We start from the raw sequence: 19982 nt of genomic DNA on the forward strand, positions 1-19982 counted from the left end.
GTTACTTCCCGCCCTTGGCGACCTTGATGGTCTCCTGGCCGACCTTCTCCTGGTCCAGCGCCTCGGCCTCGGCCTCGGTGCCCAGGAGGGTTCCGGCGGAGGTCTGGAAGCCCTGCTTGAACTTCTCCAGCGCGGAGTCGAGGGACTTCTGGGTCTCGTCCTCGAACTTGCCGCTCTCACGGATGTTGTCGAGGATGCCCGAGTGCTCGCGGTCCAGGTGGTCCAGGAAGTCCTCCTCGAAGCGGCGCACGTCCTCGACCGGGACGTCGTCGACGCGGCCGGTGGTGCCGGCCCAGATCGAGACGACCTGCTTCTCCATGGAGAACGGCGAGTACTGGCCCTGCTTGAGGAGCTCCATCAGACGGGCACCGCGCTCCAGCTGCTGCTTGGAGACGGCGTCCAGGTCCGAACCGAAGGCGGAGAACGCCTCCAGCTCGCGGTACTGGGCCAGGCCCAGACGCAGGGTGCCGGAGACCTTCTTCATCGCCTTGGTCTGCGCGGCGCCACCGACACGGGAGACCGACACACCGACGTTGATCGCCGGGCGCTGGCCCTGGTTGAACAGGTCCGACTCCAGGAAGACCTGGCCGTCGGTGATGGAGATGACGTTGGTGGGGATGTACGCCGAGACGTCGCCCGCCTTGGTCTCGATGATCGGCAGGGCGGTCATCGACCCCTTGCCCATCTCGTCGGAGAGCTTGGCGCAGCGCTCCAGCAGCCTGGAGTGCAGGTAGAAGACGTCACCGGGGTAGGCCTCGCGGCCCGGCGGGCGGCGCAGCAGCAGCGACACCGCGCGGTAGGCCTCGGCCTGCTTGGTGAGGTCGTCGAAGACGACGAGGACGTGCTTGCCCTCGTACATCCAGTGCTGGCCCAGGGCCGAGCCGGTGTAGGGGGCCAGGTACTTGAAGCCGGCCGCCTCGGACGCCGGGGCGGCGACGATGGTGGTGTACTCCATCGCGCCGGCCTCTTCGAGGGCGCCACGCACACCGGCGATGGTCGAGCCCTTCTGGCCGATCGCGACGTAGATGCAGCGCACCTGCTTGTCGGGGTCGCCCGACTCCCAGTTGGCCTTCTGGTTGATGATCGCGTCGATGCAGACCGCGGTCTTGCCGGTCTGCCGGTCGCCGATGACCAGCTGGCGCTGGCCGCGGCCGATCGGGGTCATCGAGTCGATCGCCTTGATGCCGGTCTGGAGCGGCTCGTGGACGGGCTTGCGCTCCATCACGGAGGCAGCCTGGAGCTCCAGCTCGCGGCGCTCGGTCGACTCGATCTCGCCCTTGCCGTCGATGGGAGCGCCCAGGGGGTCCACCACGCGGCCGAGGAAGTCGTCACCCACCGGCACCGAGAGGAGCTGGCCGGTGCGGCGCACCTTCTGGCCCTCCTCGATGCTGGTGAAGTCACCCAGCACGACGACACCGATCTCACCGATCTCGAGGTTCTGGGCCAGGCCCAGGGTGCCGTCCTCGAACTGGAGCAGCTCGTTCGCCATCGCCGAGGGAAGGCCACCGACGCGGGCGATGCCGTCACCGGAGTAGGTGACGGTACCGACCTCTTCCGCGCGGGTGGCTTCAGGCTCGTACGACTGGACGAAGCGCTGTAGCGCGTCCCGGATCTCGTCCGGCCGGATCGTCAGCTCCGCCATCTCTACGTTGTCCTTGCTCTCAAATGGCGCCGGGCTGGCGCCGTGCGTGCTTGCCTTGCGTTCTGTCAGCCGGCCAGGCGGCGTTGGGCCTCGGCGATACGCCCGGCGATGGTCCCGTCGATGACCTCGTCACCCACCTGGATGGACAGGCCACCCACGATCTCGGGGGCGACCTCGATGTTGAGGTGGATGTCGCGGCCGTAGGCGCGCGAGAGCGCGGCTCCGAGCCGGGACTGCTGTTGCTCGCTCAGGGCGACGGCGCTGCGGACGACGGCGACGTAGCGCTTGGCGCGCTCGGCGACGAGCTGTCCGAAGTTGTCCAGCGCCTGCTCCAGGGTACGGCCCCTGGGCCGGGTGACCGCTTCTCCGACCAGGACCAGCGTCGCGGGGTTCACCTTGCCCGAGAGCAGGCTCTCCACGAGGGAGAGGCGCTTCTCGGGGGCGACCCCGTCGCGGGTGAGGGCGTCGCGCAGCTCGGGCTGGGCGATGACGATCCGCTGGAAGCGGAACAGCTCGTCCTCCAGCTCGTCGAGCCCCGAGGCGCTCTGGAGCTGGGCGACGGTCGCGTAGACCGCCATCCGCTCCATCGCGTCCACCAGGTCGCGCGGGCCCGACCACCTGGCCGAGACCACGTCACCGGCCACGAGGACCGCGGACGGCGACACCCGGGTCTCCAGGAGCTGCCCGATCAGGCCGGTCTTGGCCTCGGCCGGGTTCGCCTGGTCGGCGAGCCAGCGGCGCAGCGAGTGCTCGCTCCCCAGCAGGGCGACGACCTCGAAGAGCTCGCTGCCCAGGGAGACGCCGCTCTGCGGGGTGCCCGCCGACGCCAGGACGTTCTCGTCCAGGCGCCGGGTCACCTCGGCCAGCGACGTGCGGCTGATACCACGCATCAGCGCACCTCTGCCTGCTGCGTGCTGTCGCTCTGCTCCAGCTCGTCCAGGAACCGGTCGATGACGCGGTTCTGGGCGGCGCCGTCGCTGAGGGTCTCACCGACGATGCGGCTCGCCAGCTCGGTGGAGAGCGCACCGACCTCGTTGCGCAGCTGCACCAGGGCCTGCTGGCGGTCGGCCTCGATCTGGGCGTGGGCCGCATCGACGATGCGACGCGCCTCGACCTGGGCCTCCTCGCGCGCCTCGGCGATGATCGCCGCCCGCTGCTCCTTGGCCTTCTCCAGCTCCTGGGCGTACTCGCGGTGCGACTCCTCGAGCTTCTCGCGGTACTGCTGGCGGATCCCCTCGGCCTCGGCCTCGGCCCTCTTGGCGCGCTCGATGCCGCCCTCGATGGCGTCGTGACGCTCGTCGAGGACCGCCATGACCTTCGGCACCGCCTTGCGGGCGACAAAGAAGTAGACCACGGCGAGCGCGATCGCACCGAAGGTGAACTTCACCCAGTCGATCCGCAGAATGTTGTAATCGGCTGCCAACTCCACCAACATGGTCAGCCCTCCTTCGCGTCAGTTGCCATCAGATTCCGCCGGCAAACCGTGGTCAGGAACCGGTGGGGGCGGCGAAGGCGAGGACGAAGCCCAGAATGGCCAGGGCCTCGATCAGGGCGAAGCCCAGGTAGATGTTGGTCTGGAGCGGACCGCGCGCCTCGGGCTGGCGGGCGATGGCCTGCATGCCCAGACCGAAGACGATACCGACACCAATACCGGCGCCGATGACGCTGATGCCGTAACCGATGGTGTTGATGTTGCCGGTGATCGCAGCGATGTCCATTGATGTTTCCTTTTACTCGACGTCCGGCGTTGCGCTTCGCAATGGGTCAGTTCGCCGGTGTGGACGGATCTGTGGCTTCCCACACCCCTTCCCAGCCCGGGGGGACCGAGGGGTGTGCGGGGTTCAGTGGGCCGCTTCGAGGGACTGGTTGATGTACAGGCTGGCCAGCAGCGTGAAGATGAACGCCTGGACGGCCATGATCAGGATCTCGAAGAGGAAGAAGGCCAGGTAGCCGAGCAGAGCGGCACCGGAGAAGAGCACCGAAACCGTACTCAGGACCGGCCCGGCCGTCAGGTTCAGCATGTACCAGCCGCCGTAGGCGAACACGGCGAGCAGCAGGCTGCCCGCGAACATGGTCGCGAAGAGACGGAGGGCGTGCGTCACCGGCCGGATGAGGAACACCGAGAGGATTTCGATGGGGGTGACCAGAATGTAGATCACCTTGGGCATTCCGGGGGGGAAGATCTGGTTGCGGAAGTAGCCCCAGCCGCCCTGGTTGCGGATTCCGATCACGATGGTCATGACGTAGATGACCAGCGCCAGCATGGCCGTGAAGGCCAGGTTGCTGTTGACCGGCAACATACCGGGGATCAGGCCGGTGAAGTTCATCGCCAGGATGAGCGTGAACACCGCCGTCATGAACGGCAGGAACCGGTCGCCCTTGGCGCCCATCGTGGGACGGGTGATCTGGTCGCGCACGAAGAGGACCAGCATCTCTCCGACGCTCTGCCGGCGCCCGGGGACGAGGCTCAGCTTGCGGCTGAACCACGACCACAGAAGCAGGACGGCACCGACCGCGACGAGCAGCAGGACCAGGTAGAGGTCGATACCCGCGCTGCCGGGGATGTTGGTGTACCACGGCTCGGGGAAGAACATCCCGATCGTGGGCGGTGTGAACCCGCACCCGTTGTCACCGAACAAGTGGCAATTCGGTTCGGCCGCGAGAATGCGCACGTCAGCACTCACGGCGAATCCTTTCGTCGTGACGCAAGAAAGCCTCGTTGATGGTTGTTGCGGAGCGTTGTCGCGCGAACCGCGACGCCGGACTGGTTGGAGGGGTCAGGAGTGACGGGACTTGGAGACGATCAGGTAGATCGCGCCCACCATTCCCAGAACCGCTCCGATGGGCAGGAACAGTGCCTGGAAGCCCAACAGCTCGTCCGCGGCCCAGCCGATCGCGCTCCAGACGAGCACACCCGAGAGCAGAGTGGAGAAGAGGGCCCACCCGTCGGACTGGCGCGACACCGAATCCTCGTGCGCGTGTGTCTTCCTGGTGGGTTCGCTGCTCATCTCGCTCCGGAATATAGCATGCGAGCTCGGACGGGGACTCTCGGCCCCAGCCGTCGGAAAGCATCGTATTACGCCCGTTTCGAGGGGCTCGGCCGGGGGACTCCATCACCCGTTCCCCGAGCTCTCGACCGGGTCGACGTGGAGTGTCCTCGTCCTGGAGATCGTCCACGTCTGACCGCCCAGCCACGCCAGGACGACGGCCAGCGCACTGTAGACGAAGGCCGCGCTGTCCAGGCCGGCCACGAAGGAGCTGCGGCCCAGGGTGACCAGGACGACGCCGAGCACCGCCATCTTGAGGACGAAGCCCACGAGGTTCGCCGCGAGGAAGAGGTCCTTGTTACGGCGGGTGACGAGGATGACTCCCGCCTGCCCCAAACCGAAGCAGGCGAGGATGATCACCGAGGCCAGCGCGGAGCCGGCCAGGCCCGCCGTACCGGCGAGAAGCGCTGATACTGCCAAGGCCAGAAGAGCGCACGCCACACCGGGAAGCGCGGCGCCGCGGAAGGCCCTCCAGGCGTCGTTTTCCTGCATGGCGAAGCTCCGTCTGGGGTCGTGGTTGCCTGCTCGTGAAAGCTATCACAAGGTTTTTGGTGCTGAATCCGGGGGTTCCTTAACGCGACCTTAACGGTCAACGAAGTGCCCGATCCAGGCGGTTTCCGGCGCCCGTGTCACCTTCGCCACACCTGTTCCGCCACCGTATCCGCAGGTCAGAAGCGTCTTCCCCCGGCCCCAAGGTACGCCCCGCGAGGGCCCGCTCAGCCATCAGTTGGCGAATCGTGATCTGGAGCCGTCTTGACGCTTTCCTTGCGCCGCGGGAACAGCAGTCCGCGCCGCCGCAGGCGGGGCAGCGCGATGAGGCCAACCGCACACGTGGCCACCAGCGCGGTCACCGCCAGCACGATGACCCAGGAGTCGAACACCGACAGGGCGACCGCGGCGAAGGCCACGATCCCCGCCCACAGGTACATCAGCAGCACCGCGCGCACGTGGCTGTGGCCCATGTCCAGCAGGCGGTGGTGCAGGTGGCCCCGGTCCGGCGCGAACGGGGACTTGCCCGCCAGCGTCCTGCGCACGACGGCCAGCACCAGGTCGGCCAGTGGGAGGGCGATCACCAGCAGCGGCAGCGCGACCGGCAGGAACACCACCAGACCGGAGTTGAACCCCTCGCGTGCGGTGTTGGCGTCGAACTGCCCGGTCACCGTGATGGTGATCGAGGTCAGCAGCAGGCCCAGCAGCATGGCCCCGGTATCGCCCATGAACACCTTGGCCGGGTGGAAGTTGTGGCAGAGGAACCCCGCGCACGTACCCGCGAGGATGATCGCGATCATCGCCGGATAGGACTGGCGCACGAAGCCCTGCTCCACCGCGACGACGTAGTAGTAGGCGAAGAAGGCCATGGAGGAGATGGCGACGATGCCCGCCGCGAGGCCGTCGAGGCCGTCGGCGAAGTTGACCGCGTTGATGGTCACCACGATCAGCAGGATCGAGATCATCGCGCCCAGCCACGGCCCCAGGGAGAGCTGGGTGCCGGGCAGCGGCAGCCACAGCAGCTGCACGCCCTGCCAGACGAGGATGCCCGCGGCGGCGGTCTGCCCGGCGAGCTTGCTGAGCGCGTCCATGCCCCAGCGGTCGTCGATGACGCCGACGATGGTGATGAGCCCGCCCGCGAGGAGCAGACCCATCCAGGTGTCGGCGAGGAAGACGTCCTGGAGGTGCGGCAGCTGGGCCGAGATCAACAGGGCGGCGGCGAACCCGCCGTAGATGGCCAGCCCTCCCAGTCGCGGGATGGGCTCGGTGTGCACGTCGCGGTCGCGCACCGGCGGCGTGGCGCCGAAGGCGATGGCGAACCGGCGCACCAGCGGAACGAGCAGGTAGGTCACCGCGGCGGCGATGACGAAGGTGAGCGCGTACTCCCGCACGTCCTGGCCCCTCTAGTTCTTGTCGCCGTCGGGGGCGGTCCCGGAAGCGCTCTCGTCCGCGTCCCGCGAGGCCTCCGCCTCCGGTGACGGGGCCTCCCGCGCGTCCCCGCCCCCGGCCTCGCCGCCCTCCGGCGACGCGGGCTTGCGGGGCCCCTTGCGCAGCTCGCCGATCACGGTGCCGCACACCGCGCGCAGCTGTTCGATGGAGATGGCGCCCGCGCGCAGCACGCGCGGAACCGCGTAGGTCAGGTCGACGATGGTGGAGGAGACGCGGGACTCGGTCTCGCCGCCGTCCAGGTAGACGGCGATGTCCTCGTCACCGAGCTGCTCGATGGCCTCCTCCACGCGGGTCGCGGAGGGCTGGCCGGACTTGTTGGCGCTGCTCACCGCCATCGGCCCGACCTCCTTGAGCAGGTCCAGGGCGACCGGGTCCATCGGCATGCGCACGCCCACGGTGCCCTTGGTGTCGCCCAGGTCCCAGGACAGGCTGGGGGTGGCGGTGCACACGAGGGTGAGCGGGCCGGGCCAGAACTCCTCCATGAGGTCGCGGCCGTGGTTGCCCAGGTCGTCGACGAGGGCGTTGGCGGCGCGCATCGAGCCGACCAGCACCGGCGGGGGCATCTCACGGCCCCGGCCCTTGGTGGCGAGCAGCCTGGCCACCGCGGTCGGGCTGAAGGCGTCGGTACCGATGCCGTACACGGTGTCCGTGGGCAGCACCACAAGGTCGCCTCGGCGTACCGCGGACGCGGCGTCGGCGATGCCGTCCTTGCGGGCGGTCTCGTCCGCGCAGTCGTAGATGCGGCTCACCTGCGTTCACCTCACTCTTGAACGGAGTCCACCGGGTTTACGGTCGGACCGGGATACGGGGGGCGGGAGGCATGTCAGCCGTCCTCGTCGGCGCGGCGCATGACCACGAAGCGGTCGCGCCGGGCCAGGTCCTTGCGGTTGAGGACATCGCGCCAGCCCCTGTCCTCGGGAAAGAGCCAGGGGATGTCGATGCCCTGGCCGTCGTGGTGCTCCACGGCCATCGCGCCGCCGGGCCGCAGCAGCCTGCGGCCGACGGCCTCCAGCGCGCGGATCATGTCCAGGCCGTCCTCGCCCGACCACAGCGCGGGGGCGGGGTCGTAGTCGCGCACCTCGGGCGAGATGGCCCCGGCCTCACGGGTGGGGACGTAGGGGGGGTTGCTGATGAGCAGGTCGACGCGCCCGTTGAACTGGGGAAGGGCGGTGCGCATGTCGCCGTGGTGGGAGGTGACCCGGTCGGCGTGGCCGCTGGCGTCGATGTTGCGCCGGGCCCAGGCCAGGGCGTCGGGGTCGATCTCCACCGTGTGCACGCGCGAGCGCGGCACCTCCTGCGCGATGGAGATGGCGATGGCGCCCGATCCGGTTCCGAGGTCCACCACCAGGGGGTCGGCGACGTCCATGGCGCGCAGGGTCTGGATCGCCCAGTCCACCATGATCTCGGTCTCGGGGCGGGGCACGAAGACCCCGGGCCCGACGCGGAGTTCGAGGTAGCGGAAGTAGGCGCGGCCGGTGATGTGCTGGAGGGGTTCGCGGGCCTCGCGCCGGGACACGCACTCCCAGTAGCGGGCGTCGAAGTCGGAGTCGGCGACCGCGTGCAGTTCCCCTCGACGGACACCGTGCACGAACGCCGCGAGTTCCTCGGCGTCGGTACGAGGTGAGGCCACACCCGCCTCCGCGAGTCTGCGCGTCGCGCGGGCGACCTCGTCGAGCAGGAGGTTCATCTGGTGTGAGGCAAATGCCCCTGCCTTCAGGCAGGAGAGAAAGCCTCAGCCTCCTTCCGTGAGGTGTAGCCGTAACCATCCGCCCGCTGAAGCAGACGCAGATTCTTCCACGAGGTCGTCACCAGTCCGTACGGGACGCGCAGGGTGTGACTGCCGCTGCTACGTATCGCCACTCGCCCCGTGTGCGTCCCGGCATGCTTGCCCGAAGGCACGACCGCCCGGGCCAGGTCTCCAGTCTGAAACCCGAAAAAAGCCTTACGCTGGGGAAAACGCAGTCGGGGAAAACCGTGCTTGTCCGTACGGGTACGGGCATAGGAGCCACGGCCCGTAGCCCCAACGACCAGAACCGTGGAGACGACCTCGGTGATGGCCTCAACCTTGCCCACGGCCAAAGCGTCCAGGGCATGCGACTTGGGCAGGTGATTGCGGGTGCGATTCCACTTGGTGCGCCCACCCGAACCCACATGGGTCGGTAGGCGTTCGTCCAGGGCACGCCACAGTACCCACCGGGTGGTGTTGACCGCAGCAGCGTCCCGCAATGGAGTCTTGGCCTGGGATTTGATCCTGGCGAGGGTCCGAGGGTTGGTCACGAACCCTTCAACGGGCTGATTGTCCTTGGCCTGGTTGCATCCAATACAGGCCAGGGTCAGGTTGGCCACCCGGTCGGAGCCGCCTCGGGAACGGGGGTGGATGTGGTCGATGTTGAGCGGGGTGTCAGTGGCACCGCAGTAGACACAGGCCCGCCCCCACTTGGCCAACAGGTATTCACGCACCTCATAGCCGTGCAGGGTGCCCTGCTGATACTCCACACCTTCCAGAAACCGACCTGCTGCGATGGCGTGGCTGTCGAAGGCGACCCGCTCCACATGTATCGCACGCACCGGCGTCCACCGGGCCAGGCGGCCGACCCAGGCCAGGGTGGTGTTCACACGGTGCTGGAGCGAGGGAGGCAACCATCCATGTGGGTGGGTGCGGTTGTTAAAACGGGGAGCTCGGTAACGCAGGTTCCGGGAACGACGGTTGCGCCGGTAGGTAGCGCGTTGACGCATCTTCTTGGTGATCTGACCGCCTCGGTGGTCCAGTTGCACCGCGTAGCGGCCTCGGCGTTCCCCGGCCTGGGAGGTGAACACCGCGATGCCGGTGTGCTTGCTACCTGGATCGATGCCGACCTCGACTCCGTCGACCTCGGAGTCGGCGACGGTGCGGTCCTTGAGCCGGATGGTGAAGGGAGTGTGCCGGGCTATGATGGCCCGCCCTTGAGCCAGAAATTTCCTGGCCCGTGCGGGGTGGGTGGGTTGGAGTGGTGTGCCGTGGGCGTCAAGGACGAACACAGCCGGGTGCCCCTTGCGGGGTGGGTGGCCCTCACGGGCCCGCTCCCCGTTCCCTGAAGGGACGGGGGTGACGCCACCGGTGGCAGGTGAACCACTGGTGGTCTCCCCTCGCACATGTTCCACACCGGGTGCCACGTGAGTATGGCGTCCGCGCCCCGTTTCGTCCCTGTTCCTGGGGGTGTCTGCTGACGCGGATTCCAGAGCAGGCCGCTGAGGAAGCACGGCCTGGTGGGTCTTCGATCCTGTGTGAAACGTAGCCAACGAGTCACCTCCTCAAGTGTTGGCTAGTGCTGGTAACGGCAGGCTGTCGGCCACACGGGCCGAAAGCTCTCTCCTTCAGGAGAGGAACCCGTTACGATGCCTGGGCCGCTTCGAGCCTTTCCTTGGTGTCCGCGTCCACGAGGGCCTTGACGACCCCGCCGAGTTCCCCGTCCAGGACCTGGTCGAGGTTGTAGGCCTTGTAGCCGACCCGGTGGTCGGAGATGCGGTTCTCCGGGAAGTTGTAGGTGCGGACGCGCTCGGACCGGTCCACCGTGCGGACCTGGCTCTTGCGCTCGGCGGCGGCCTCGGCGTCCGCGCTGGCCTGGGCCTCGGCGTAGATGCGGGCGCGCAGGATGCGCATGGCCTGCTCCTTGTTCTGGAGCTGGCTCTTCTCGTTCTGGCACGAGGCGACGATGCCGGTCGGCAGGTGGGTGATGCGCACCGCGGAGTCGGTGGTGTTGACGCTCTGGCCGCCGGGCCCGGAGGAGCGGTAGACGTCCACGCGAAGGTCCTTCTCGTGGATCTCGACCTCGATGTCCTCGGCCTCGGGGACGACCAGCACACCGGCCGCGGAGGTGTGGATGCGGCCCTGGGACTCGGTCACGGGGACGCGCTGCACGCGGTGCACGCCGCCCTCGAACTTGAGCATCGGCCACACGCCCGAACCGGGCTCGGGGGTGCCCTTGTTCTTGAAGGCGATCGTGATGTCCTTGTACCCGCCGAGGTCGGAGTGGGTGGAGTCGATGACCTCGGTCTTCCAGCCCTGACGTTCGGCGTAGCGCAGGTACATGCGCACCAGGTCACCGGCGAAGAGGGCGGACTCCTCACCGCCCTCGCCCGCCTTGACCTCCATGATGAGGTTCTTGTCGTCGGCGGGGTCGCGGGGGACGAGCAGGACGCGCAGTCGCTCGGTGAGCCGCTCGGCGTCCTCGGTCAGGCGGTCGGCCTCCTCGGCGAAGGAGGAGTCCTCGGCGGCGAGCTCGCGCGCGGCGTCGATGTCGCTCTCGACCTCCTTGAGCGCGCGGTAGGTCTCGATGATGGGGGTGAGCTGTGCGTAGCGTTTGCCCAGCGTGCGCGCCCTGGCCTGGTCGGCGTGCACCTCGGGGTCGGCGAGCTGCTGTTCCAGCTCGTAGTACTCCCCCAGTAGGTCGTCCAGCTTCACGTTCGCCCGTCCCCGTCGTGTTGTGCTTGCCTCGCCTGTCCGTCTCCCCCTCGGGGGCCAACCTGGTCCCGCGGGGCCGGGGAACCGGCCGCCGCGGGACAGCGGGCGGCGCTACTTGCGCTTGCCGAAGCGCTTCTCGAAGCGGGCGACGCGGCCACCGGTGTCCAGGATCTTCTGCTTGCCCGTGTAGAACGGGTGGCACTCGGAGCACACCTCGGCGCGGATCTTGCCCTCGTTGACGGTGCTGCGGGTGATGAAGTGGGCACCGCAGGTGCAGGTCACCTCGGTAGCGACGTACTCGGGGTGGATGTCGGCCTTCATGTGTGTCTCCTCATCAGGGGCGCGACCGCCGGACGCATGACGGGCCGAGCCGCCAGGGGGCGGGTCGGTCGTCGTGGGCCATGCGCGAACCGGTGCCGCGGCGATCCGGGTAACGGGGTGGCGGACCCCGCCGAAGCAGGGGCGGGCCACTCCCCGCTACCAGTTTGCCAGACCCACAACGTTGCCGGGACCAGTGCCTATTCCTCCCCCTCGCGGCTGCCTCTCCTCGGGACGGCTCCGGCGGTGTGGGAGGGGGGCTTGCCCGCGTCGGCCCTGCGCATGAGGAGGACGAGCGCGGCGAGCACGGCGAGGACCAGGAGGAGCACCACGGTGCCGGTGTTGGGGCCGAACCCGTAGACGAAGACGTAACTCACCGACCCCGCCAGCAGCACGTAGTAGGTCATGGGCAGGAGGCTCTGGCGGATGAGGTCGCCCTCGCGTCCGGCCAGTCCGACCACCGCGGAGGCGGCGACCACGTTGTGCACGGTGATCATGTTGCCCGCGGCGCCGCCCACGGCCTGGGTGGCCACGACGGTCTCGGGCGGGATGCCGATGCGTTCGGCGGTGGAGAACTGGAAGAGGGAGAACATCAGGTTGGAGACGGTGTTGGAGCCCGCGACGAAGGCGCCCAGGGCGCCGATCCAGGGGGCGTAGAGCGGCCAGGTGCTCCCGCCCAGCTCGGCGGCTCCGGCGGCGAGGGTGAGCGGCATGCTCTCCATGGCGGTGTCGCCGAAGTCGCTTCCGGTGTTGATGAAGACGCGGACGAGCGGGACGGCGAAGAGCAGGGCGACGGCCGCCCCGGCCAGCTGTGATCCGGCCATCTTCCAGGAGTCGGCGATCTGGCGGCGCGTCATGCGGTGCAGGCCGTAGGTGGCCAGGCAGACGAGGACGAAGGTCGCTCCGGGCGAGTAGAGGGGTTCGACGAGTTGGGAGACGGGGGTGCCGAAGATGTCGGTGCCCCCGACCGTGACGCCGGTCAGCCAGTTCTCCAGGGGTGTGATGGTGCGGGTGGCCACCAGCAGCGCGGCGACCATGAGGTAGGGCGCCCAGGCGGCGAGGAAGCCGACCCGCCTGCCGTCGGCGAGCACGGTCTCGCCGTCTCCGGGGGAGATCCTGCCGCTCCAGCGGGCCAGCCAGTCCTCGCGGGGCGGGAAGTCCCAGGTCCGCTTGGGCATGAGGAAGCCCCTGCGCGCGGCGAGGACGACGATGACCAGGCCGGTGAGGCCGCCGAGGAGGCTGGTGAACTCCACGCCGAGGAAGTGGTTGTAGAGGACCGAGGGAACGGTCATGGCGAAGGCGGCGAAGAGCGCGAACCTCCACACCCCGAGGCCGTCGGAGAAGCGCCGGTTGCCGCCGTAGAAGCCGCAGAGCATGCAGCAGATGAAGAGCGGGACGAGGGTGCCGGCGACGGCGTGCAGCAGGACGGTCTGGAATCCGATGAGACTGACGAACCCGGGCATGTCCAGACCGAGTTCGGCGGCGCGGGCGGCGACCGCGGACGACCCCTCCAGCCCTCCGGAGACGCCGACGAGGATGGGCGTGCCCACCGCGCCGAAGCTGACCGGCGTGCTCTGGATGACCAGGCCGACCATGACGGCGGCCATCGCGGGGAAGCCCAGGGCGAGCAGGAGCGGCGCGACCACGGCGGCGGGGGTGCCGAATCCGGAGGCGCCCTCGATGAAGCTGCCGAACAACCAGCCGATGATGATCGCCTGGACGCGGCGGTCGGGGCTGATGTCGGTGAAGGTGGCGCGGATCGTGGCGACGGCGCCGCTCTTGGTGAGGGTGGAGAGCAGCAGCAGCGCGCCGAAGATGATGTAGAGCAGGCCGATCGCGAGGATGAGGCCCTGGACGGTGGAGGCCGCGATCGCGACCCAGTCGGTCTGCCAGAAGAGGACGGCGATGCCGACCACGACGACGTATCCGGCGGGCATCGCGTACATGGCCGGGAGGCGGAACCCGACGAGCAGGACGCCGACGAGGGCGATCGGGACGAGCGCGAGGAGGCTGAGTAGGGCGAGGTTGTCCATCCAGACGGCTCCCTGGTGCGGGGACTACTCGACGGCGCGACCCTAAATCGTTTTCCCGCCAGGGGATACACCCTTGTGTGATCCGCAACACAGTAGTGATCTTTTTCGTCTCACGGGCTGATTCTTCCGCGATTCGAAAGAAAAGCGGTGGAGAGCGCGGGCCGGTGGAGGCGGACCCCTCGGGCGCGCTCCCTACGGCCCGTACGGAGTCCGCCCGGTCGGGCACGGTTCGGCGGACATGGCGCGGACACGACGAGGCCCCCCTCCCGAAGCGGGAGAGGGGCCTGGTTCGACCGGGAGATTACGCGGGTCAGCGCTCGGGACCCACGGTGGTCTTCTGGATCTGGAGCAGGAACTCCGCGTTGCTCTTGGACTCCTTCATCTTGTCCAGGAGCAGCTCGATGGCCTGCTGGGCGTCGAGAGCGTGCAGCACCCGGCGCAGCTTCCAGACCACGCCGAGCTCCTCCGGCGACATGAGGATCTCCTCCTTGCGGGTGCTGGACGCGTCCACGTCCACCGCCGGGAAGATCCGCCTGTCCGCCAGGCTCCGGTTGAGCTTGAGCTCCATGTTGCCGGTGCCCTTGAACTCCTCGAAGATCACCTCGTCGGCGCGCGAGCCGGTCTCGACCAGCGCCGTGGCCAGGATGGTCAGCGAGCCGCCGCCCTCGATGTTGCGGGCCGCGCCGAAGAAGCGCTTGGGCGGGTAGAGCGCCGTGGAGTCCACACCGCCGGACATGATGCGCCCGCTGGCAGGGGCGGCCAGGTTGTAGGCGCGGCCCAGGCGGGTGATGGAGTCCAGCAGGACGACGACGTCCATGCCCATCTCCACGAGCCGCTTGGCTCGCTCGATGGCCAGGTCGGCGACGACCGTGTGGTCCTCGGCGGGCCGGTCGAAGGTCGAGTGGATGACCTCGCCCTTGACCGTGCGCTGCATGTCGGTGACTTCCTCGGGCCGCTCGTCGACCAGGATCACCATCAGGTAGCACTCGGGGTTGTTCTCGGTGATGGCGTTGGCGATCGCCTGCACCACCATCGTCTTGCCCGCCTTGGGCGGGGAGACGATCAGCCCACGCTGGCCCTTACCGATGGGGGCGACCAGGTCGATGATGCGCGTGGTGAGGATCTGCGACTCGGTCTCCAGGCGCAGGCGCTCCTGCGGGTACAGGGGGACCAGCTTGGAGAACTCCTGGCGGCCCCTGGCCTGGTCGGGCGACATGCCGTTGACCGAGTCCAGGCGCACCAGGGCGTTGAACTTCTCCCTGCGCTCGCCGTCCTTGGGCTGGCGGACCGCACCGATGATGTGGTCGCCCTTGCGCAGGCCGTGCTTGCGCACCTGGGCCAGGGAGACGTAGACGTCGCTCTGGCCGGGCAGGTAGCCGGTGGTGCGCACGAAGGCGTAGTTGTCCAGGATGTCGAGGATGCCCGCGACCGGCAGCAGGACGTCGTCCTCGCCGATCACCGGTTCCGGTTCCTGGCCCCCGCTGCGTCCGCGGCGGTCCCGGCGGTCCCGGCGGCGTCCGCGGCGGCGTCCGCCGAAGTCGTCGTCGTCGCCACCACCGCCACCACCGGAGCCGCGGCCCTGGTTCTGGCCGCCACCACCCTGCTGGGCGTTGCTGTTCGCGTTCTGGTCGTCACCGCCGCGGTTGCGGTTGCGGCGGTTGCGCTGGCGCTCGCGACCCTGCCCGGACCTGTTGTCACGGTCCTCGGCGGAGTCGGGGCCGTTCTTCTGGGGGGTGCTGGATGTCTTGGTCACGCTGCTCGCGGAGGTAGAGGATTCGGCGCCGTCCACGGCCCGGGGCTGGTCGCCGGGTTCGTCACCGCGTCGGCGGGACGAACGGCGACCGCGGGAGGGCTTCTCGCCCCGCCCGCCCTGGGGGTCGGTCACGGCCTGGTCCGACGGCTGCTTGTCCGCGCGCTTGCGCGGGGCCTCGTCCGTGCCCGGCGTCTCGGGAGCCTCGGCCCGGCCGTCGGTTGCCTCGACCTTACCGGCCTTGGACGCCGTCTCGGCGTTCTTTGCTGTTTTGGCCTTCGTGGGGCCGCCGACGGGGCCGCCCTGCTTGGCCTCGATCGCGGCGATGACGTCGCTCTTGCGCATGCGCCCCGTACCGGTGATACCCAGGCTGGACGCGAGCTTCTGGAGCTCGGGGAGCTTCAGGGCCGCGAGACCGGTACCGCGCGACGCCGTGCGGGACCGCGAGGGCGTACCTGTCGGCGCGCCATCGCCAGCCTCCGTCACGGAAACGCCGGTGGTGGCTTTGTCTTCGACCGCCGCGTCCGTTCGGAGTTCGGTGGTGTCGCTCACTAAGGGTCCTTCCCAAGGAGCGGGCGTCGGCCGTCAGCGGGTGCTGGAGCGGCCGGCCCGGTGGTGCGAACCGGCAGGGCCGGGTAGGGCGTGCCCCACGTGGATGTTCGGAAACCGGCGTGAAGGCGGTCCCGTACCCAATCGCGACGGGCTCTGGGTACAGCCAGACGTCGGGGCGGATGGCTCGGTGGTGTTGCCCGTCCATCGTGAAGACACGCTCATCCGAGGAGGAGCGGGCTGCGATGACGTTGGCGACAGCCGCGGAAGAACCGCGGACTCGACACGTCGGCCGCCGCTTCCGGTTGGTCGTGGGATCGGACCACCGGAGTATGGGACGCGAAGGCCGTTGTGGCGGATGAGCACTCACCCCGCAACGGGGCATCTGGTGCTTCACCTAGCCTAACACCACCAGAGGCCACGGCTATTCCTCGACACAGGTGCTACGAATGGGGAGATGGGGACCGCACCCCCGCCAGCTCCACGAGCAGGGGGCGTATGTCCCAATTCTTACCCGCCCTTCGGCGGATCGAATCAACCTGGTCCGCGATTTCCGGCGAATCCGCGGACGCCTTCCCCTCCCCCGTCGAGCACAGGACCAGGACCGTCGGCCCCGCGCCGGAGACCACCGCGGGCAGTCCCTCGTGTTGGCGCAGGTCACGGATGAGGTCGAGGGTGTCCGGCATGGCGGGAGCTCGATAGGACTCGTGTAGCCGGTCCCGCGTGGCCGCGTACAGGGCTTCGGGATGGCCACAAACGGCCGCGGTCATCAGCGCGGCGCGCCCGGCGTTGAACGCGGCGTCGCCGTGGGGCACCCGCTCGGGCAGCAGTCCGCGGGCCCGCTCGGTGGACAGCCGCCACCCGGGCACGCACAGCACCGGCAGGACGCGGGTGTCCGGGGTCAGGGACACCGCGCCCCAGCGGTCGCCGTCGCGGTAGGCGACCGTGTATCCGCCGTAGACGCAGGGGGCCACGTTGTCGGGGTGGCCCTCGATGTCCGCGGCGATCTGGTAGATGCCGTCGCGGTCCGGCCCGCCGCCGGGTCCGGTGCGCCCCAGCAGGGCGCTCGCGGCGGCCACGCCGCCGACGATCGCCGAGGAGGAGGAGCCGAGCCCGCGGGCGTGCGGGACGCCGTTGACGCAGGTCAGGTCGAGTCCGGGCAGTTCCTCCCCAGCCCGTTCGAAGGTCTCGCGCATGGCGCGCACCACGAGGTGGCGTTCGTCGAGGGGGACCTCGTCGGCGCCCTCTCCCTCGACGCGCACGCGCAGCTCGCCGTCCTCGCGCGGGGACGCCTCGAACGTGTTGTACAGGCGCAGTGCCAGGCCCAGGGCGTCGAAGCCCGGTCCCAGGTTGGCGCTGGTGGCGGGGGCCTGGACGGACACCCGGGTGGGGCGTGATGGGCTCACGTGAGGCTCTTTCGTTTCTTCTTTGGGGCTCCGCTCCGCTTCGCCCCGTGTTCGGGCGTCCCGAAGGCAGGGGGCTTCATCCTCGTCCACGCCTGTCGCTCGTTCCTCGCTCGCGGCTCGACTCGTCTTGCAGCACCCCGCCGACGCCCTCACACGTCTTCTCTGGGGCTCCGCTCCCTCCCGGCGGGCCGACGCGGTCCGGGAGAGGGATCAGGCCAGGTCGAGGGCCCGGGCCGCGGCGAGGGCGTCGACCGGGACGGTGGTGGCGGAGGAGGCTCCGGCCAGCGCCCAGTCGGGGTCCTTGAGGCCGTTGCCGGTCACGGTGCACACCACGCGGCTGCCGGGCTCGACCAGACCCGCCCGCACGGACTGGAGCAGGCCGGCCACGCTGGCGGCGGAGGCCAGCTCCACGAACACGCCCTCCTCGGCGGCGAGGAGCTTGTAGGCGGCCATGATCTGGCGGTCGGTGACCTTGTCGATGAGGCCGCCGGACTCGTCGCGGGCCTGCTCGGCGAGCTTCCAGGAGGCCGGGTTGCCGATGCGGATGGCGGTGGCGATGGTGCTCGGATTGGTGACGGGCGCGCCGTTGACGATGGGCGCGGAGCCGCTGGCCTGGAAGCCGAGCATGCGCGGGTCGCGGGTGGAGATCCCGTCCCTGGAGTACTCGGTGTAGCCCATCCAGTAGGCGGTGATGTTGCCCGCGTTGCCCACGGGGATGCAGTGGATGTCGGGGGCGTCGCCGAGGGCGTCGACGATCTCGAAGGCGGCGGTCTTCTGTCCCTGGAGGCGGTAGGGGTTGACCGAGTTCACCAGGGCGACCGGGTAGTCCACGCTGAGCTTGCGGGCCAGTTCGAGGCAGTCGTCGAAGTTGCCGTCGACCTGGAGCAGGCGGGCGCCGTGGACGAGGGCCTGGGCCAGCTTGCCCATGGCGATCTTGCCCTGGGGCACCAGCACGGCGCAGGTCATGCCCGCGCGGATGGCGTAGGCGGCGGCGCTGGCGCTGGTGTTGCCGGTGGAGGCGCAGATGACGGCCTTGGCGCCGTCCTCGGCGGCCTTGGTGATGGCCATGGTCATGCCGCGGTCCTTGAAGGACCCGGTGGGGTTGAGCCCCTCCACCTTGAGGAAGACCTCGCAGCCCGTGAGCTCGGACACGCGCGCGGCGGGCAGCAGGGGCGTGCCGCCCTCCTGGAGGGTGACAACGGGGGTGCTCTCGTTGACGGGGAGGCGGTCGCGGTACTCCTCGACGATGCCTCGCCACGCCCGTGCCATGCTCACGACTTGTCCCTTTCGGGTGGATGCGGCTTCGCTTGACGCGCGGTGGAAGAGGCGGGGTGCCCGGACGGCTCGGCGGCGCGTCCGTGGTCCCCACCAGCCACGAGTCTATGACCCCGTCCGGACTATCTCGAATCGCGGTCTGGTGTCTCATCATACGGACACGCGGGGTTGCGCGGCGCGGGCCGCACGGGTCCCGTGCGGCCCGCCATGGGGTTCTCGTCGGCCGCGCCGCGCCTCTTCCGCGCCGCGCGGACCCTCAGTCCGCGAAGGTCTCCACGCGCATCACGCTGGCCACCTCGCGCACCATCTCGTGGACGCGCAGATCCTCGACCGTGGCGCTGAGCGCGGCGTCGGGGGCGGGGTGGCTGACCAGCACCAGCTGGGCGTCGTCCCCGCTGCCCTCCTGCCGCACGTTCTTGATGGACACACCGTGGTCGGCGAAGATCTCCGCGACCTTGGACAGCACGCCGGGGCGGTCCGCCACGTCCAGCGCCACGTGGTAACTGGTGATGGTCTGGCCCATGTCGTGCACCGGCAGCCCGGTGTCGTGCCCGCCCTCGGCCACCGAGGTGTCGGCGAGGCGGTTGCGCGCCACCGCGACCAGGTCGCCCAGGACCGCGCTGGCGGTGGGGGTGCCCCCCGCCCCGGCCCCGTAGAACATCAGGCGCCCCGCGGACTCGGCCTCCACGAACACCGCGTTGTAGGCCTCCTTGACGCTGGCCAGCGGGTGCCCGACCGGGAGCATCACCGGGTGGACGCGCACGCCCACCGACTCCCCGTCCTGCGAGCGCTGGCAGATGGCCAGGAGTTTGACCACGCAGCCCATCGCGCGGGCGCTGGCGATGTCGCCCGCGGACACGGCGGTGATGCCCTCGCGGTGCACGTCGGCGGCGGTCACCCGCTGGGTGTGGAAGGCCAGCCGGGCCAGGATGGCGGCCTTGGCGGCCGCGTCGAAGCCCTCCACGTCCGCGGTGGGGTCGGCCTCGGCGTACCCGAGGGCCTGCGCCTGTTCCAGGGACTCGGTGAACCCGGCGCCCTGGGAGTCCATCCGGTCGAGGATGTAGTTGGTGGTGCCGTTGACGATGCCCAGCACGCGGTTGACCCTGTCCCCCGCGAGCGAGTCGCGCAGGGGCCGCAGCAGCGGGATCGCGCCCGCCACGGAGGCCTCGTAGTACAGGTCCACCCCGGCGTCGCGGGCGGCGGCGTGCAGGGTCTGGCCGTCCTCGGCGAGCAGGGCCTTGTTGGCCGTGACCACGGACTTGCCCGCCTTGATCGCGGCGAGGATCAGGGAGCGGGCCGGTTCGATGCCGCCGATGACCTCCACCACGAGGTCGATGTCGGGACGCGTGGCCAGGGCCGTGGCGTCGGTGGTCAGCAGCGCCGGGTCGACGCCGCGGTCGCGGCCGAGGCGGCGCACCGCGATGCCCCCGACCTCGATGGGCGAGCCCACCCTCGCGGCCAGTTCCTCGGACTGTTCGTTGACCAGGCGGACGACTTCCGATCCCACCACGCCGCATCCGAGCAGCGCCACCTTCATCGCCATTTGGGCGTGACTCCCACTTCTCTCGTGAATCCTCGTCTCG

18 protein-coding genes are annotated in these 19982 nt (G+C 69.5%); all 18 read right to left on the reverse strand.

Going from position 1 to position 19982, the window contains the following annotated elements:
* Nucleotide 1: 1 nt before the first annotated feature.
* The 18 genes from atpA to ACSIH6_RS08455 all read right to left on the reverse strand — a co-directional run bounded on the left by atpA (nt 2) and on the right by ACSIH6_RS08455 (nt 19942).
* Nucleotides 2-1642, reverse strand: coding sequence for a F0F1 ATP synthase subunit alpha (atpA, locus tag ACSIH6_RS08370; RefSeq protein WP_435107649.1), 1641 nt, complete (start codon nt 1640-1642; stop codon nt 2-4).
* A gap of 65 nt (nt 1643-1707) precedes the next feature.
* Nucleotides 1708-2532 carry a F0F1 ATP synthase subunit delta gene (locus tag ACSIH6_RS08375; RefSeq protein ID WP_435107650.1) on the reverse strand — a complete coding sequence of 275 codons (825 nt, stop codon included), beginning with the start codon at nt 2530-2532 and terminating at the stop codon, nt 1708-1710.
* Complete coding sequence (atpF, locus tag ACSIH6_RS08380; protein ID WP_435107651.1) at nt 2532-3077, reverse strand: F0F1 ATP synthase subunit B; 546 nt, start codon at nt 3075-3077, stop codon at nt 2532-2534. Before atpF ends, ACSIH6_RS08375 begins: the two co-directional genes overlap by 1 nt.
* A 52-nt stretch (nt 3078-3129) precedes the next feature.
* On the reverse strand, nt 3130-3360 hold the full coding sequence (gene atpE / locus ACSIH6_RS08385) for an ATP synthase F0 subunit C (protein WP_013151386.1): 231 nt from the start codon (nt 3358-3360) through the stop codon (nt 3130-3132).
* Between the two features lie 123 nt (nt 3361-3483).
* Nucleotides 3484-4314 (reverse strand): F0F1 ATP synthase subunit A, encoded by an 831-nt coding sequence (gene atpB / locus ACSIH6_RS08390; RefSeq protein WP_435107744.1) that lies wholly within the window; start codon nt 4312-4314, stop codon nt 3484-3486.
* 105 nt (nt 4315-4419) lie between these two features.
* Complete coding sequence (locus ACSIH6_RS08395) at nt 4420-4650, reverse strand: AtpZ/AtpI family protein (protein ID WP_435107652.1); 231 nt, start codon at nt 4648-4650, stop codon at nt 4420-4422.
* A gap of 105 nt (nt 4651-4755) precedes the next feature.
* Nucleotides 4756-5181 (reverse strand): Cg1360 family ATP-synthase-associated protein, encoded by a 426-nt coding sequence (locus ACSIH6_RS08400; RefSeq protein WP_435107653.1) that lies wholly within the window; start codon nt 5179-5181, stop codon nt 4756-4758.
* A 224-nt stretch (nt 5182-5405) separates the two neighbouring features.
* Entirely contained in the window at nt 5406-6569 is a 1164-nt protein-coding gene (locus tag ACSIH6_RS08405; protein WP_435107654.1) for an MraY family glycosyltransferase, read from the reverse strand.
* 12 nt (nt 6570-6581) lie between these two features.
* Nucleotides 6582-7376, reverse strand: coding sequence for an L-threonylcarbamoyladenylate synthase (locus tag ACSIH6_RS08410; protein WP_435107655.1), 795 nt, complete (start codon nt 7374-7376; stop codon nt 6582-6584).
* Nucleotides 7377-7450: 74 nt separating this feature from the next.
* On the reverse strand, nt 7451-8314 hold the full coding sequence (gene prmC, locus ACSIH6_RS08415; protein ID WP_435107656.1) for a peptide chain release factor N(5)-glutamine methyltransferase: 864 nt from the start codon (nt 8312-8314) through the stop codon (nt 7451-7453).
* Nucleotides 8315-8340: 26 nt separating this feature from the next.
* On the reverse strand, nt 8341-9645 hold the full coding sequence (gene iscB, locus ACSIH6_RS08420) for an RNA-guided endonuclease IscB (RefSeq protein WP_435107657.1): 1305 nt from the start codon (nt 9643-9645) through the stop codon (nt 8341-8343).
* 352 nt (nt 9646-9997) lie between these two features.
* On the reverse strand, nt 9998-11068 hold the full coding sequence (prfA, locus tag ACSIH6_RS08425; RefSeq protein ID WP_435107658.1) for a peptide chain release factor 1: 1071 nt from the start codon (nt 11066-11068) through the stop codon (nt 9998-10000).
* Between the two features lie 111 nt (nt 11069-11179).
* Nucleotides 11180-11389 carry a 50S ribosomal protein L31 gene (rpmE, locus tag ACSIH6_RS08430; protein WP_061078094.1) on the reverse strand — a complete coding sequence of 70 codons (210 nt, stop codon included), beginning with the start codon at nt 11387-11389 and terminating at the stop codon, nt 11180-11182.
* A 197-nt stretch (nt 11390-11586) separates the two neighbouring features.
* On the reverse strand, nt 11587-13419 hold the full coding sequence (locus tag ACSIH6_RS08435; RefSeq protein WP_435107659.1) for an L-lactate permease: 1833 nt from the start codon (nt 13417-13419) through the stop codon (nt 11587-11589).
* A gap of 310 nt (nt 13420-13729) precedes the next feature.
* Entirely contained in the window at nt 13730-15721 is a 1992-nt protein-coding gene (gene rho, locus ACSIH6_RS08440; protein ID WP_435107660.1) for a transcription termination factor Rho, read from the reverse strand.
* Nucleotides 15722-16161: 440 nt separating this feature from the next.
* Nucleotides 16162-17100, reverse strand: a complete 939-nt coding sequence (gene thrB / locus ACSIH6_RS08445) for a homoserine kinase (RefSeq protein ID WP_435107745.1) — start codon at nt 17098-17100, stop codon at nt 16162-16164.
* Between the two features lie 234 nt (nt 17101-17334).
* Entirely contained in the window at nt 17335-18393 is a 1059-nt protein-coding gene (gene thrC, locus ACSIH6_RS08450; protein ID WP_435107746.1) for a threonine synthase, read from the reverse strand.
* Nucleotides 18394-18655: 262 nt separating this feature from the next.
* On the reverse strand, nt 18656-19942 hold the full coding sequence (locus ACSIH6_RS08455) for a homoserine dehydrogenase (RefSeq protein WP_435107661.1): 1287 nt from the start codon (nt 19940-19942) through the stop codon (nt 18656-18658).
* Nucleotides 19943-19982: the final 40 nt, after the last annotated feature.

Source organism: Nocardiopsis synnemataformans (genome assembly GCF_965343085.1).
Lineage (GTDB): Bacteria > Actinomycetota > Actinomycetes > Streptosporangiales > Streptosporangiaceae > Nocardiopsis > Nocardiopsis alborubida.

Bases quoted from the DNA above. Each gene is read 5' to 3' on its own strand.
- atpA (WP_435107649.1), bottom strand. From the start codon at position 1,642: ATGGCGGAGCTGACGATCCGGCCGGACGAGATCCGGGACGCGCTACAG.
- ACSIH6_RS08375 (WP_435107650.1), bottom strand. From the start codon at position 2,532: ATGCGTGGTATCAGCCGCACGTCGCTGGCCGAGGTGACCCGGCGCCTG.
- atpF (WP_435107651.1), bottom strand. From the start codon at position 3,077: ATGTTGGTGGAGTTGGCAGCCGATTACAACATTCTGCGGATCGACTGG.
- atpE (WP_013151386.1), bottom strand. From the start codon at position 3,360: ATGGACATCGCTGCGATCACCGGCAACATCAACACCATCGGTTACGGC.
- ACSIH6_RS08395 (WP_435107652.1), bottom strand. From the start codon at position 4,650: ATGAGCAGCGAACCCACCAGGAAGACACACGCGCACGAGGATTCGGTG.
- ACSIH6_RS08400 (WP_435107653.1), bottom strand. From the start codon at position 5,181: ATGCAGGAAAACGACGCCTGGAGGGCCTTCCGCGGCGCCGCGCTTCCC.
- prmC (WP_435107656.1), bottom strand. From the start codon at position 8,314: ATGAACCTCCTGCTCGACGAGGTCGCCCGCGCGACGCGCAGACTCGCG.
- rpmE (WP_061078094.1), bottom strand. From the start codon at position 11,389: ATGAAGGCCGACATCCACCCCGAGTACGTCGCTACCGAGGTGACCTGC.
- ACSIH6_RS08435 (WP_435107659.1), bottom strand. From the start codon at position 13,419: ATGGACAACCTCGCCCTACTCAGCCTCCTCGCGCTCGTCCCGATCGCC.
- thrC (WP_435107746.1), bottom strand. From the start codon at position 18,393: ATGGCACGGGCGTGGCGAGGCATCGTCGAGGAGTACCGCGACCGCCTC.
- ACSIH6_RS08455 (WP_435107661.1), bottom strand. From the start codon at position 19,942: ATGGCGATGAAGGTGGCGCTGCTCGGATGCGGCGTGGTGGGATCGGAA.